The sequence below is a fragment of the Micromonospora sp. DT227 genome (assembly GCF_049841835.1).
GTDB lineage: Bacteria > Actinomycetota > Actinomycetes > Mycobacteriales > Micromonosporaceae > Micromonospora.
In genome coordinates this window covers 357,510-371,148 of the sequence record NZ_JBNCLA010000003.1, presented here as the reverse complement: position 1 = coordinate 371,148, position 13,639 = coordinate 357,510, and the positions used below count along the sequence as shown (strand labels likewise).

Below are 13,639 nucleotides of genomic sequence, written 5' to 3'. Positions count from 1 at the left end.
GCCGGTCGCGCGCCCGGATCACCCCACCCCGAGGAGAACGATGCGAACCAGGAGTACGGCCCGTACGGTGATCGCGGTCCTGACCGGCGTGCTGCTCGCCGGCGGCATGGTCGCCTGCGGCAACAGCGACACCGGCGGCGATTCCGGCAGCGGCGGCAGTGACAAGCTCGTCCTGGGCTTCTCCCAGGTCGGCGCCGAGAGCGGCTGGCGGACCGCCAACACCACCTCGATCAAGGAGGCGGCGGGTCAGGCCGGCGTCGAGCTGAAGTTCGACGACGCGCAGCAGAAGCAGGAGAACCAGATCAAGGCGATCCGGAACTTCATCCAGCAGAAGGTCGACGTCATCGCCTTCTCGCCGGTGGTGGAGTCCGGCTGGGACACCGTGCTCAAGGAGGCCAAGGACGCCAAGATCCCGGTGATCCTGACCGACCGCGCGGTCGACTCGGCCGACAAGTCGCTCTACAAGACGTTCCTCGGCTCGGACTTCGTCAAGGAGGGCCGACTCGCCGGTGAGTGGCTGGTGGAGCAGAAGAAGGCGGCCACCGGTCCGGTCAACATCGTCGAGCTTCAGGGCACGACCGGCTCGGCGCCGGCGAACGACCGGAAGAAGGGCTTCGGCGAGGCCATCGCGGCCAACCCCAACCTGAAGATCGTCGCGTCGCAGTCCGGTGACTTCACCCGCGCCGGCGGCAAGCAGGTCATGGAGCAGTTCCTGAAGGCCAACCCGAAGATCGACGTGCTCTTCGCGCACAACGACGACATGGGCCTGGGCGCGCTCGAGGCGATCACCGCGGCCGGCAAGGTGCCCGGCAAGGACATCACCATCATCACCGTGGACGCGGTGAAGGACGGCATGCAGGCGCTCGCGGACGGCAAGTTCAACTTCATCGCCGAGTGCAGCCCGCTGCTCGGCCCGCAGCTGATGGACCTGGCCAAGAAGGTCAAGGCCGGCGAGGAGGTGCCGCCCCGGATCGAGACCGAGGAGACCACCTTCACGCAGGAGACGGCGAAGGAAGCGCTGCCCAACCGCAAGTACTGAGCCCCACACCGGGGGCCGCCGTCGCACCGACGGCGGCCCCCGTGCCACCACCGTTTCAGAAGAGGTCCGATGGCATGACGGGTGACCGTCCGGTCCTGACCATGACCGGAATCAGCAAGACCTTCCCCGGGGTCCGCGCGCTCCACGACGTCGACTTCCGGCTGTTCCCGGGCGAGGTCCACGCCCTCATGGGCGAGAACGGCGCCGGCAAGTCGACCCTGATCAAGGTGTTGACCGGCGTCTACGGCACCGACGCCGGCACCGTCACGCTCGCCGGTGAGCAGGTGTCCTTCTCCGGTCCGATGCAGGCCGCCGCAGCCGGCGTCAGCACCGTCTACCAGGAGGTCAATCTCTGCACGAACCTGTCGGTGGCGGAGAACATCTCCATCGGCCGGGAGCCCCGCCGGCTGGGCGCCGTGCGCTGGGGCGAGATGCGTCGCCGGGCCCGGGCGCTCCTGGCCCGGCTCGACCTCGACCTGGACGTCGCCGCGCCGCTCGGCACGTACTCGCTCGCCGTGCAGCAGATGGTCGCCATCGCCCGGGCCATCGACGTGCGGGCCCGGGTGCTCATCCTCGACGAACCGACCTCCAGCCTGGACGCCGGCGAGGTCGCCCAGCTCTTCCGGATCATGCGCCAGCTCCGGGACGAGGGGATCGCGATCCTGTTCGTCACGCACTTCCTCGACCAGGTCTACGGCATCGCCGACCGCATCACGGTGCTGCGCAACGGCACCCTGGTGGGGGAGTACCGCACCGAGGAGCTGCCCCAGTTCAGCCTGGTGGAGAAGATGATCGGCCAGGAGCTGGACGTGCTGGAGCGCCTCGACGAGCAGCAGAAACGCGCCACCGTCGCGCCGGACGGGCGAGCTCCGCTGGTGGACGCCACGGAGCTGGGCCGGCGCGGGGCGGTCGCCCCGTTCAGCCTGCGCATCCACGCCGGTGAGGTGGTCGGCCTGGCCGGCCTGCTCGGCTCCGGCCGCACCGAGGTGGCCCGGCTGCTCTTCGGCGCCGACCGCGCCGACCACGGCCAGGTCCTCGTCGACGGCGGCCGGGCGCCGCTGCGTACCCCGATCCAGGCCATCGACCGGGGCATCGGCTTCTGCTCGGAGAACCGCCGCGCGGAGGGCATCGTTCCGGAGCTGTCGGTCCGGGAGAACATGATCCTGGCGATGCAGGCCGCCCGCGGCTGGCTGCGGCCGATCCCGCGTCGCCGGCAGGACGAGCTGGTCCAGAAGTACGTCCAGGCGCTCAGCATCCGGCCGGCGAACCCGGAGCTGCCGGTGCGCAACCTCTCCGGCGGCAACCAGCAGAAGGTGCTGCTGGCGCGTTGGCTCATCACCGAGCCGCGCCTGCTCATCCTCGACGAGCCCACCCGCGGCATCGACATCGGTGCCAAGGCCGAGATCCAGAAGCTGGTGGTGCAGCTCTCCGACGGCGGCATGGCGGTGCTGTTCATCTCCGCCGAACTGGAGGAGGTGCTGCGCCTGAGCCACCGGGTCGCCGTCATGCGGGACCGTGAGATGGTCGCCCAGCTCACCAACGACGACACGCTCGACGCGGACCGCGTCATGCGCACCATCGCCAGCGGAACCCCCCGGGAGGAGGTGAACCGATGAACACCCTCACCGACCGCCTCCGCCCGCTGACCGGGCACCGCCTGTTCTGGCCGGCCCTGGTGCTCGTGGTCATGATCCTCGCGAACACGGTCTACCGGCCCGGCTTTCTCGCCGTGGAGGTCAAGAGCGGCCACCTGTACGGCACCCCGATCGACATCCTCCGGCTGAGCGCGCCGCTGATCCTCGTCGCGCTCGGGATGACCCTGGTCATCGCCACCGGTGGCATCGACCTGTCCGTCGGCTCGCTCTGCGCCATCAGCGGCGCGATCGCCTGCCTGCACATCAGTGAGGCGGCCGACCCGAACAGCCCGTCCACCGTGCTCACCGCGCTGGCGCTGGCGTTCGGCGTCGCGCTGGTGCTCGGCGCGTGGAACGGGGTGCTGGTCGCGGTGATCGGCATCCAGCCCATCATCGCCACACTGATCCTCATGGTGGCCGGCCGGGGAATCGCCCAGCTCGTCACCGAGGGCCAGATCATCACGATCAACTCCGAGCCCTACCGGGCCATCGGGCTCGGGCACTTCCTGACGCTGCCGCTGGCCATCCTGATCGCGCTCGCCGCGGCGTTGCTGGTGGCCGCGTTCACCCGGCGTACCGCGCTCGGGCTGATCGTCGAGTCGGTCGGCGGCAACGCCGAGGCCAGCCGGCTGGCCGGCATCCGGTCCCGGCGGATCGTCTTCCTCGTCTACGTGGTCAGCGCCGCCTGTGCCGCGTTGGCCGGCTTCATGGTCACCGCGAACGTGTCCAGCGCGGACGGCAACGCCGCCGGGCTCTGGATCGAACTCGACGCGATCCTCGCGGTGGTCATCGGCGGCACCTCACTGGCCGGTGGCCGGTTCTCGCTCAGCGGCACCGTCCTCGGCGCGCTGATCATCCAGACGCTGACCACCACGGTGTACGCCATGAACATTTCGCCGCAGACGTCGCTGCTGTTCAAGGCAGTCGTCGTCATCGCCGTCTGCCTCGTGCAGGCCCCGGCGTTCCGGGCCCGGTTCCGTCGCCGCCGGCGCGGCGTCGAGCCCGGCCCGGCGACCCCGCAGCGGGAGAAGGAGCAGGTGCCGGCATGACCAGCACGTCGTTGACCACCGGCCGGTCCTGGCGGCCCAGCCTGTCCCGGCGGCACGTCCCCGTCCTGGCCACCCTCACGCTGTTGCTGGTCATGTACGGCATCGGGGTGTCGCAGTACCGCGCCTTCTCCAATGTCCAGGTCATCTTCAACGTCTTCATCGACAACGGTTTCGTGCTCGTGGTCGCGGTCGGCATGACGTTCGTCATCCTCACCGGCGGCATCGACCTGTCCGTGGGCGCGGTGGTCGCGATGACCGCGATGGTGTCGGCCGCGCTGCTGCGCGACGGCATGCCGGCGGCCCTGGTGCTCGTGATCGCGTTGCTCATCGGCCCGATCCTGGGGTTCCTGATGGGCTGCGCGATCCACTTCTTCGACATCCAACCGTTCATCGTCACGCTCGCCGGGATGTTCTTCGCCCGGGGCATGTGCACGTTCATCAGCGGCGCCTCGATCTCCATCACCGACGGCTTCTGGACCGGCATGTCCCAGGAGCGCATCGGCAATCCGGCCGGGAACTTCGTGTCGATAAGTGTGCTGATCGCGTTCGCGGTGGTCCTGGTGGCCGCGTACGTGCTGGCGTACACCCGGTTCGGCCGCAACGTGTACGCGGTCGGCGGCAACGCGCAGTCGGCGCTGCTGATGGGCCTGCCGGTCGGGCGCACCCGGATCGCCGTCTACACCATCAGCGGGCTGTGCTCGGCGATCGGCGGCATCCTGCTGTCGTTCTACACGCTCTCCGGCGCGCCGCTGATCGCCGTCGGCATGGAGCTGGACGTGATCGCCGCGGTCGTGATCGGCGGGACCGTCCTCACCGGCGGGTCCGGCTACGTCTTCGGCACCGTTCTCGGCGTGCTGGTGCTCGGCGTCATCCAGACGCTGATCACGTTCGACGGCAGCCTCAACTCCTGGTGGACGAAGATCGTGATCGGCGGGCTGCTCTTCGCGTTCATCCTCCTCCAGCGCCTCATCGGCATCCGGTTCAAGTGACGGCTCCTAGCGCGGAAGGCAACAACATGGCAACTCACCCCCAGCCCGAGGTCTGGTTCCTCACCGGCAGCCAGGGCCTCTACGGCGAGGACACGCTCCGGCAGGTCGCCGACCAGTCCCGGGAGATCGCCGCCCGGTTGGACGCCTCGCCGGACATCCCGGTCCGGGTGTGCTGGAAGCCGGTCCTGACCTCCAGCGCGGACATCCTGGCGGTGTGCCGGGACGCGGCCGTGCAGGGCGCGGTCGGGGTGATCGCCTGGATGCACACGTTCTCGCCGGCGAAGATGTGGATCGCCGGGCTGGACGCGCTGCAGACGCCGCTGCTGCACCTGCACACGCAGGCCAACGTGGCGCTGCCGTGGGACACCATCGACATGGACTTCATGAACCTGAACCAGGCCGCGCACGGCGACCGCGAGTTCGGGTACATCCAGACCCGGCTCGGGGTGGCCCGCAAGACGATCGCCGGCCACGTCACCGACCCGCGGGTGGTCGGCCGGGTGGGGGCCTGGGCCCGCGCGGCGGTCGGCTGGTCGTCGATGCGGACGCTGCGGCTGGCCCGGTTCGGCGACAACATGCGCGACGTCGCGGTGACCGAGGGGGACAAGGTCGAGGCGGAGCTGCGGTTCGGCGTCTCGGTCAACACCTACGGCGTGAACGATCTGGTCGACGCGGTCGACGCGGTCGCCGACGCGCAGGTGGACGACCTGGTCAAGGAGTACGACGACACCTACCGGGTGGACGCCGCGCTGCGTCCCGGCGGTGACCGGCACGACTCGCTGCGTTACGCCGCCCGCCAGGAGTTGGGTCTGCGCGCGTTCCTGGACACCGGCGGCTTCCACGCGTTCACCACGAACTTCGAGGACCTGGGCGGCCTGCGCCAGCTTCCCGGCATCGCGGTGCAGCGGCTGATGGCCGAGGGGTACGGCTTCGGCGGGGAAGGGGACTGGAAGACCTCCGTGCTGGTCCGGACGCTGAAGGCGATGGCCGTCGGCGTCGAGGGCGGCACGTCCTTCATGGAGGACTACACCTACGACCTGACGTTCGGGCACGAGCTGGTGCTCGGCGCGCACATGCTGGAGGTGTGCCCGAGCATCGCCGCGGACGTGCCGACGGCGGAGGTGCACCCGTTGGGCATCGGTGGGCGGGAGGACCCGGTCCGGCTGGTCTTCAACGCGGCGTCCGGCCCGGCCGTGGTGCTCGGCATGGCCGACATGGGGGAGCGGTTCCGGCTGGTGGCCAACGTGGTCGACGTGGTGCCGCCGCCGCAGCCGTTGCGCCGGCTGCCGGTGGCCCGCGCGGTCTGGCGGCCCCGGCCGGACCTGTCCGGTTCGGCGGAGGCGTGGATCACGGCGGGCGCGCCGCACCACACCGTGCTCTCCCAGGCGGTGGGTGTGGAGGAGCTGCGCGACCTGGCCGCGATGACGCGTACCGAGCTGGTGGTCATCGACGGTGACACCGAGGCGCACCGCTTCGCCGACGAGCTGCGCTGGAACCAGGCGTACTACCGGCTCGCCCGCGGATTCTGACCGGGCCGGCAGTTCTGCACCGGAAACCGGTTCGGTCGCCGTGACGCGGGTCACCATTTTCCGCGCCTGACGCGCCGGAGAATTGCCCGGGGTGGGGTGCCGGCACTCGCCGGAAATGCCCCACCCCGGTCCTCCGACCGGGTCCGGAGCTGCGGCTTCCCCGTGGTCGCCATGAATGGAGAATGGGCTCGTCGTCAATTCTCCGATAATCCGACAGGATGACGCGAACGGTGGATCGACCGTACCGTGACCGGTGGGACAACTGGCGTAGACTGTCGCCACCCGGGCCGGCCCGGTCGACGTCGACCCGGTTCGGCCACGTGGGCAGTGGCGAAAGTGAGGTGGCCGTGCGCGGTCCTGCGATGACGGACGTGGCACGCCTCGCCGGCGTCTCGCACCAGACGGTTTCCCGGGTGTTGAACGGGCATCCCAATGTGCGGGAGCAGACCCGACTACGGGTCCAGGCGGCGATCACCGAACTCGGCTACCGACCCAACCGCGCGGCCCGCGCGCTGGTCACCGGCCGGTCCCAGGTGATCGGCGTGGTCGCGCAGAACACCACGCTCTACGGCCCGGCCTCGCTGCTGGCCGCGCTGGAGCAGACCGCCGCCGAGGCCGGCTTCGCGGTCAGCGTGGGCAGCGTCAGCGACCTCGACCACCGGTCCATCTCGGCCGCGGTGGAGCGTCACCTCGCGCACCGGGTGGCCGGCATCGTGGTGATCGCGCCGGTCGAGTCGGCCGGCGAGGCACTGGAACGGCTGCCCCACGACGTGCCGCTGGTGACCGTCGACGGCGATCCGCGCCGGCCGATCCCGCTGGTGACGGTGGACCAGGTGGCCGGTGCCCGGGCCGCCACCCAGCACCTGCTCGACGCCGGGCACCGCACGGTCTGGCACGTGTCCGGCCCGTCGGACTGGTTCGACAGCGCCGGCCGGATCGAGGGCTGGCGCGAGGCGTTGCGGCTCGCCGGCGCCGAGGTGCCGCCGCTGGTCCCGGCGGACTGGTCGGCCGCGGCGGGTTACCGGTGCGGTCAGATGCTGGCCCGGATGCCGGAGGTCACCGCCGTCTTCACCGCCAACGACCACCTGGCGCTCGGTGTGCTGCGGGCGCTGCACGAGCACGGCCGACGGGTGCCGGACGACATCAGCGTGGTCGGTTTCGACGACGTGCCGGAGGCGGCCTACTTCATCCCGCCGCTGACCACCGTGCGGCCCGACTTCGGGGCGGTGGCCCGGGCGAGCCTCGATCTGCTGCTGACCCAGATCGAGTCCGCAAGCGTCGGGCCGCTGCGGCAGACCATCGCGCCGACGCTGGTCCCGCGCCGCAGCGTCGGCCCACCCCCGGTGCGCTGAGCCTCGCCCCCGCTGCGCTGAGCGGTTCTTCGGCCCACCCCGGCCCCGCGCCGAGCCGGTGGGCTCGGCAGGGGCGTCAGCGTCCGCCGACCGGGCGTCCGCCGGGCGCGTCCGATCAGCCGGCTCGCGCGGCGGGGCGGAGCCGTCGCCGCCGGGTCGCCCGGCCCGGCGGCGACGGCGTCACCACGGAGGTACGCGGGGCGGGGCGCCCCGACGCGTACCCCGAGTCTCAGACGAAGCGCCAGCGCTGGTGCGCGGCGCCGGAATCGTCGCTGAGCACGGCCTGCGCCCCCTGGCTGCCGGAGCCGCCGCTCAGGCCGAGCACCCGACCGCCGTTCGCGCACTGGATCCGGAAGTAGCCGTTCCCGCCGTGGCGCAGCCGCCAGCGGTGGTCGGCGGCGCCGTTGTCGGCCCACTGGACGATCCGCGCGCCGGCAGCGGTGGAGCCGCCCTCGACACCGAGCACCCTGCCGCTGTTCGAGTTGCGCAGCCGCAGGTAGCCGCCGGTGTCCACGAGCGCGGTCCAGAGGTGGTCGGCGGTGCCGGAGTCGCCCCACTGGATGACCAGCCCGCCGTCGGCGGTGGACATGTCCTGCACGCCGAGCACGAGCCCGCTGCCGAGGTTCTGGAGCCGGCGGGTGCCGTTGGGCAGGAAGCGCCACTGGTTGTCCGCGCTGCCGTTGTCCGGGTCCTGCACCGCCGTCGCGCCCTGCGCGGTCGAGCCGCCGGAGATGCCGAGCAGCTTGCCGCTGTTGACGTTGCGCAGCTTGTGGGTGCCGTCGCCGACGTCGACCACGGTCCAGAGGTGGTCGGCGGTGCCGTTGTCGGCCCACTGGAGGATCCGCGCGTTGTCGGTGGTGGACATGTTCTCCACGCCGAGCACCTTGCCGCTGTTGACGTTGCGTAGTTTCAGCGCCGACCCGTCGACCAGGAGCTGCCAGTCGTGGTCGGCGGTGCCGGTGTCGCCCCACTGGAGGGCGAGCCCGCCGTCGGCGGTGGACATGTTCTGGATGCCCAGCACGAGCCCGCTGGCGGCGTTGGCCAGCCGGAAGCTCGCCTCGCCGCCACCGCCGCCGCCCGTGCCGGCCCGCCAGTAGACCGTGTAGTTGAACCCGTGCGCGTCGTAGAAGGGTCCGAGGTTGACGGCGGCGCCGTTCGCGGTGGCGGTGAACGCCAGCGAGCTGCCTCCGGTCCGGGTGACCGAGGCGACGTCAAGCGTCGGCAGCGCGCTCAGCGTCGTGTTGCCGTAGTTGCCGGAGAGCACCACCGGCCCGTACATGACCGCCTGGACCGCCGCGTCGTCGTTGGCGGCCACCGTGGTCACCCGCATCGGCAGGCGGACCGTGACCACGTCCCCGGCGGCCCAGTCGCGGGTCAGCACGGCGTAGCTGCCCGGCGTGGTGGCGATGCCCTGCGCCGTGCCGTTGACGCTGACGGTCGCCCCGGTGGTCCACGACGGGATCCGGATCCGCATCGTCCACGACCCGGCCACCGAGCCGGTGACGGTGAGCGTCGTGGTGTCCGAGACCGGGTACGAGGTGCTCTGGGTGACCGTGATGCCGCGCTGGCTCCAGGTGAGCACCGAGGGCAGGAACAGGTTGACGGTCAGCGTGGTGCCGTTGTGGTAGTAGATGCCGTCGGCCAGGTTGGTGTTGGTCTCCAGCCCGGTGCCCTGGCAGCACCAGAAGGAGTTGTAGTCGGTGCTCCAGGTGCCGCCGCCCCAGGCCGGGCCGACACCGCGTCGACCGCCCGGGTTCAGCGGGGTGAAGTACGTGACGTGGCCGCGGCTGTCGGCCGGGTTCTGCTGGCCGATCATGTGGTTGAGCAGCGCCCGCTCGTAGAAGTCGACGTATCCGACCCGGTCGGGGTCGAGCTGCCACAGCTCCCGGGTCAGCTTGAGCATGTTGTAGGTGTTGCACGCCTCGCAGGTGTCGTTGCGCAGGTAGCCGGCGATGGCGTTGGGCGCGCGGAAGTGCTCGGCCTGGCTGTTGCCGCCGATGGCGTACGTGTGCGCGCCGACGGTGATGGTCCAGGCGTTGGTGGCGATGTCGCGGTAGCGGGTGGTGCCGGTGGCCTTGTACTCCCGGGCCGCGCCGATCCACTTCGGCACCTGGGTGTTCGCGTGCAGTCCGTTGAGCTGGTCGGAATTCGACGCGAGCGGGTTGAACACGGCGGCGTGGTCGAAGCGCTGCGCCGTGGTCAGCCACCGGGCGTCGCCGGTCTGCTGGTAGAGGTCGGTGAGCACCGCGTTCATGCCGCCGAACTCGGTGCCGAGCATGGCCTGCATCTGGGCCGAGGTGAGCCGGCCGGTGCGCTGGTCGACCCAGCCGGCGAGCGCCAGCAGCACGTCCCGGGCCTGGGTGCTGCCGATCAGGCGCCACACGTCGAGCAGGCCGGCCAGCGTCTTGTGGATGCAGTAGTACGGCACGTTGCCGTTGCTCAGCGTCCGGGCCTCCAGCGCGGTGAAGTCCGACTCCGGGAAGCCGGACAGGTAGCCGGTGTTGAAGCCGGCCGCGCCGTTGTTGGCCTGGCACTTCGCCAGCTCGGCGACCATGGTGACCGCCTTGTCCCGGCAGGTGGTGTCGCCGGTCACCGCCCAGGCCTGCGCCCAGGCGGTCAGGAAGTGGCCCTGCATGTGGGTGCGGAACGGGAAGTTCGGCGCGTCCCAGCCACCGTTGGCGGCGGCCCCGGCGGTGGAGAGCCGGTGGTTGGCGCGGAAGTTGTAGAGCAGCCGGTTGACGTCGACGAAACGCAGGTAGGACAGCGTGCGGTTCTGGTTGTCCAGCCAGCGGCTCGCGGTCAGCCGTACCTGGCCGGGGTCGAACGCGTACGCGGAGACGCCGATGTCCGGGCGGGCCGGGGCCAGCGCCGCGCCGGCCGCGCCACCGCCGGCGAGGGAACCGACGGCGGCGCCGGCGGTGGCCGCCACGGCGGTCGCGCCGGTCGCGCGCAGGAGCATCCGGCGGTTCATGAGGGGAGCGGGCATACGAAGCCTCCGGGACGGGAGTACGGGGTCGGCCGGGCGGGCCGTCGCCCGCCCGGACGCCGGATCAGTTGCGCAGGTTCCACTGCTGGTTGGCGCCGCCGTTGCAGGTCCAGAGCGCGACCTTGGTGCCGTTCGCGGTGCCCTGGCTGGTGGCGTCGAGGCAGAGCCCGGACTGGGCGCTGCTGACGGTGCCGTTGCCGTTGAGGTTCCACTGCTGGTTGGCCTGGCCGTTGCAGTCCCAGATGATGGCCCGGGTGCCGGCGGTGGTCCCGGACGCCTCGGCGTCGAGGCACTTGTTGCCGTACACCTGGAGTTGCCGGGCGGCGGTGTAGGTCCAGCGCTGCATGGTGCCGCCCCAGCAGTCCCAGAGCTGCACCTGGGTGCCGTTGGTGGTGCTGCCGTTCGGCACGTCGACGCAGCGGCCCGACTGGCCGCCGACGATCTCCACGTTCTGCCGGCTGCCGCCGGTGGCCGCCGCGTAGCCGGCGGCGGTGATGTTGGCCTGGACCGCGTTCTCGGTGGCGTCGGTCGGGTAGCCGGAGGTCATCACGCCCTCGTAGAACGTGCCGGCGGAGCCGTGGCTGTTGTCGCCGCCGATGCCGAGGATGATCGCGCCTTCCTTCTTCATCGGGTTGTAGCCGGGCGCGTTGGGACGGGGCCCGTTGTAGTACGTGGACAGCGCGCCGGACTGGGCGTTGCCGGCCCGGATGGCCCAGTGGTTCGGCTCGCCCTTGACGATCGCGGTCAGGAACCGGTGGCTCACCGACGGGTCGTTGGCGTTGTAGCCGGGATTGACGCCGGAGAAGAGGCCGTTCTCCAGGTCCGCCATCACCCAGGGGCCGTTGCCGGTGCCGTAGCCCCAGACCTTGATGTTGCCGAAGTAGATGGCTTCCATGGTGCCGTTGCCGTTGTCGCGGCTGTTGGTCTCGGCGTTGCCGTAGTCGAAGCAGCAGCCGCCGTTGTAGTGGGTGCCGTCGAAGATGGCGTACATGCCTTCGGGTTGGTCGCCCTTGGCGATGCCGTTGGTGGTGTTGTCGCGGTAGCCGGTGCCGGGCGCCACGAACACCCCGTACGCCTTGCGGCCGTTCAGCGTGACCGGGGCGAGTGTGGCGTCGGCGAGGTTGTCGTAGCCGCCGGCCGCCGGGCCGGAGAACCCGCCGGGCGGGGCCTGGGTCAGGTGGTTGCCGCGGCCGGACTGGTCGTAGATGACGCTGATCAGGCAGCTCGTGTTGGCGCAGAACGCGTCCTGGGTGGCGGCGTTCGCGACGTCGCCGGCGGCGAGCGGGGCGACGTCGCGGGTGGTGTTGTCGGACGCGCGGCGTAGCTGGTAGAGCGGCCCGGCGTAGGCGCCGTAGAGCGCGCGGGTGGTGCTGTGCGCGGCCACGCAGGGCGTGCCGCCGGCGGCGTAGATGTCGCAGGGGCCGGTGCCGGCGGCGCGCGCCGGGGACGCGTCCGGGGCGATCACGGACGCGGTCACGGCGACGAGCAGGGCCAGGGGGGCGAGCGCGACCGCCAGGCGACGACGGGTGGTGGTGGGGTCCATCGATCCTCCTCCAACGGAGATGACGACCAAGTTAACGCTAACAATCGCTCTTAGCGTGGCGTTTACATAGTCGACTGTCAACGCTTCGTTGGCGTCGGAGATCAACGGAAGGCGATGTTAGCGCTCTCAACATTGTCGCTGCGGCGCGGATGCCGTACGCTCTGCTCGCGGTCCGCCCTCACGGTTCTGTGAGGAGCAACCATGCCCTTGAACCGCCTGCTGACCCTGGGGGTCGGCGCCTGCGCGGCGGTCGTGCTCAGTGTGCCGGTCGCCGCGGTCCCGGCCTCGGCCACCGGGTCCCACCCGCACCGCCACGGCGGCAGTCTGGTGCTGGTCGGCGGCGCGCTCGCCGACGACAACCGGGAGATCTACGACGACATCGTCCGGCTGGCCGGCGGCCCCGGAAAGGCCCGGATCGGCATCCTCACCGCGGGCGCGCCGGTGCCCGCCGAGGATCCCGACGCCGGCACGCCGGACTGCAACAACAGTGTCTGCAACGGCGACTACTACGCCGACCTGTTCCGCTCCTACGGGGTGGCCGACGCCCGGTGGATCCCGATCGACCTGGACCACCCGGGCGCCGCCGACGATCCGGCGGTGGTCCGGCAGATCGAGTCGATGACCGGCTTCTTCTTCGGCGGCGGCGACCAGTACCGCTACGTCACCACGATGACCCGGGGCGCGGCGCAGCGGGACAGCGCGGCGCTGGCCGCGATCCGGCGCAAGCTGCGGGGCGGCGCGGTGGTCGCCGGCACCAGCGCGGGCGCGCAGATCATGGCCGGCCGGGACATGATCACCGGTGGTTCCACCGAGCCGGGGCTGCGCGACGGCGCGAAGCCGGGTTACTTCGACGACCCGGACGTGCTCGGCTACCTGCCGCGCGGCGGGTTCGGGTTCTTCACCGCCGGGCTGGTCGACACGCACTTCTCCCGCCGGGGGCGGGAGGCGCGGTCGATCCGCCTCGCCTCGGACACCGGGCACCACCGGGTGTTCGGCCTGGACGAGAACACCGCGCTGGAGGTGACCGGCGTCGGCGGCCGACGGCAGTCGCTGCGGGTGCTCGGGCAGCGCGGGGTCGGCGTGCTGGACCTGCGCCGGGCCCGGGTCACCGACCACGGCGGGGTGTGGGGGATCGAGGGCGTGCGGTGGAGCCGGCTCACCGCCGGGGACGCGTACGACGCGCCGCGTTGGCGGCTCGTGCCGGCCGCCGGCAAGCCGCGCGTCCGGCCGGCCGCCGGCGCGTGCGCCGCGACGCCGTCCGAGGACGTCTTCTACGACTACGCCATGGTCGGGCTGGTGGAGGACGGTCTGGCCGCTCGTGCCGGGTGCGTGGCGGTCGGCGGCACGTCGTACGAGAAGGACCCGGTGTGGGTGGCGCGGCTGACCCGGGGCACCGGCTTCGCGGCCTTCCGGGGCGCGACGGCCACCACGTTCACCGACGTGGTGGTCGGCATCCGACCGGCCTGACGCGGGCGGGCGGCGTCGGGCCCGGTGCCCGGCGCCGCCGTCATCTTGATG

9 protein-coding genes are annotated in these 13,639 nt (G+C 71.4%); 7 read left to right on the top strand and 2 right to left on the bottom strand.

Features of this window, described 5'->3' with window-relative positions:
* Positions 1-40 precede the first annotated feature (40 nt).
* From ACLQ2W_RS13950 to ACLQ2W_RS13925, 6 genes are all read left to right on the top strand, one after another.
* Positions 41-1,039, top strand: coding sequence for an ABC transporter substrate-binding protein (locus ACLQ2W_RS13950; protein ID WP_425786753.1), 999 nt, complete (start codon positions 41-43; stop codon positions 1,037-1,039).
* Positions 1,040-1,113: 74 nt separating this feature from the next.
* A complete protein-coding gene (locus tag ACLQ2W_RS13945; RefSeq protein ID WP_107157263.1) occupies positions 1,114-2,655 on the top strand; it encodes a sugar ABC transporter ATP-binding protein in 1,542 nt (513 codons plus the stop codon).
* On the top strand, positions 2,652-3,722 hold the full coding sequence (locus tag ACLQ2W_RS13940) for an ABC transporter permease (RefSeq protein WP_425786752.1): 1,071 nt from the start codon (positions 2,652-2,654) through the stop codon (positions 3,720-3,722). The genes ACLQ2W_RS13945 and ACLQ2W_RS13940 overlap by 4 nt, the downstream gene beginning before the upstream one ends.
* Positions 3,719-4,711, top strand: a complete 993-nt coding sequence (gene yjfF, locus ACLQ2W_RS13935) for a galactofuranose ABC transporter, permease protein YjfF (protein WP_107157265.1) — start codon at positions 3,719-3,721, stop codon at positions 4,709-4,711. Before ACLQ2W_RS13940 ends, yjfF begins: the two co-directional genes overlap by 4 nt.
* A 26-nt stretch (positions 4,712-4,737) precedes the next feature.
* Positions 4,738-6,240, top strand: coding sequence for an L-arabinose isomerase (araA, locus tag ACLQ2W_RS13930; RefSeq protein ID WP_425786751.1), 1,503 nt, complete (start codon positions 4,738-4,740; stop codon positions 6,238-6,240).
* 362 nt (positions 6,241-6,602) lie between these two features.
* Positions 6,603-7,592, top strand: a complete 990-nt coding sequence (locus ACLQ2W_RS13925; RefSeq protein ID WP_281942136.1) for a LacI family DNA-binding transcriptional regulator — start codon at positions 6,603-6,605, stop codon at positions 7,590-7,592.
* A 229-nt stretch (positions 7,593-7,821) separates the two neighbouring features.
* On the opposite strand, the gene ACLQ2W_RS13920 is transcribed toward ACLQ2W_RS13925, so the two are convergent.
* Both ACLQ2W_RS13920 and ACLQ2W_RS13915 read right to left on the bottom strand, forming a co-directional pair.
* A complete protein-coding gene (locus tag ACLQ2W_RS13920; protein WP_425786750.1) occupies positions 7,822-10,578 on the bottom strand; it encodes a beta-L-arabinofuranosidase domain-containing protein in 2,757 nt (918 codons plus the stop codon).
* Between the two features lie 64 nt (positions 10,579-10,642).
* Positions 10,643-12,121, bottom strand: coding sequence for an arabinofuranosidase catalytic domain-containing protein (locus ACLQ2W_RS13915; RefSeq protein WP_405089884.1), 1,479 nt, complete (start codon positions 12,119-12,121; stop codon positions 10,643-10,645).
* 201 nt (positions 12,122-12,322) lie between these two features.
* On the opposite strand from ACLQ2W_RS13915, the gene ACLQ2W_RS13910 reads away from it, so the two are divergent.
* Positions 12,323-13,588 carry a cyanophycinase gene (locus ACLQ2W_RS13910; protein WP_425786749.1) on the top strand — a complete coding sequence of 422 codons (1,266 nt, stop codon included), beginning with the start codon at positions 12,323-12,325 and terminating at the stop codon, positions 13,586-13,588.
* Positions 13,589-13,639: the final 51 nt, after the last annotated feature.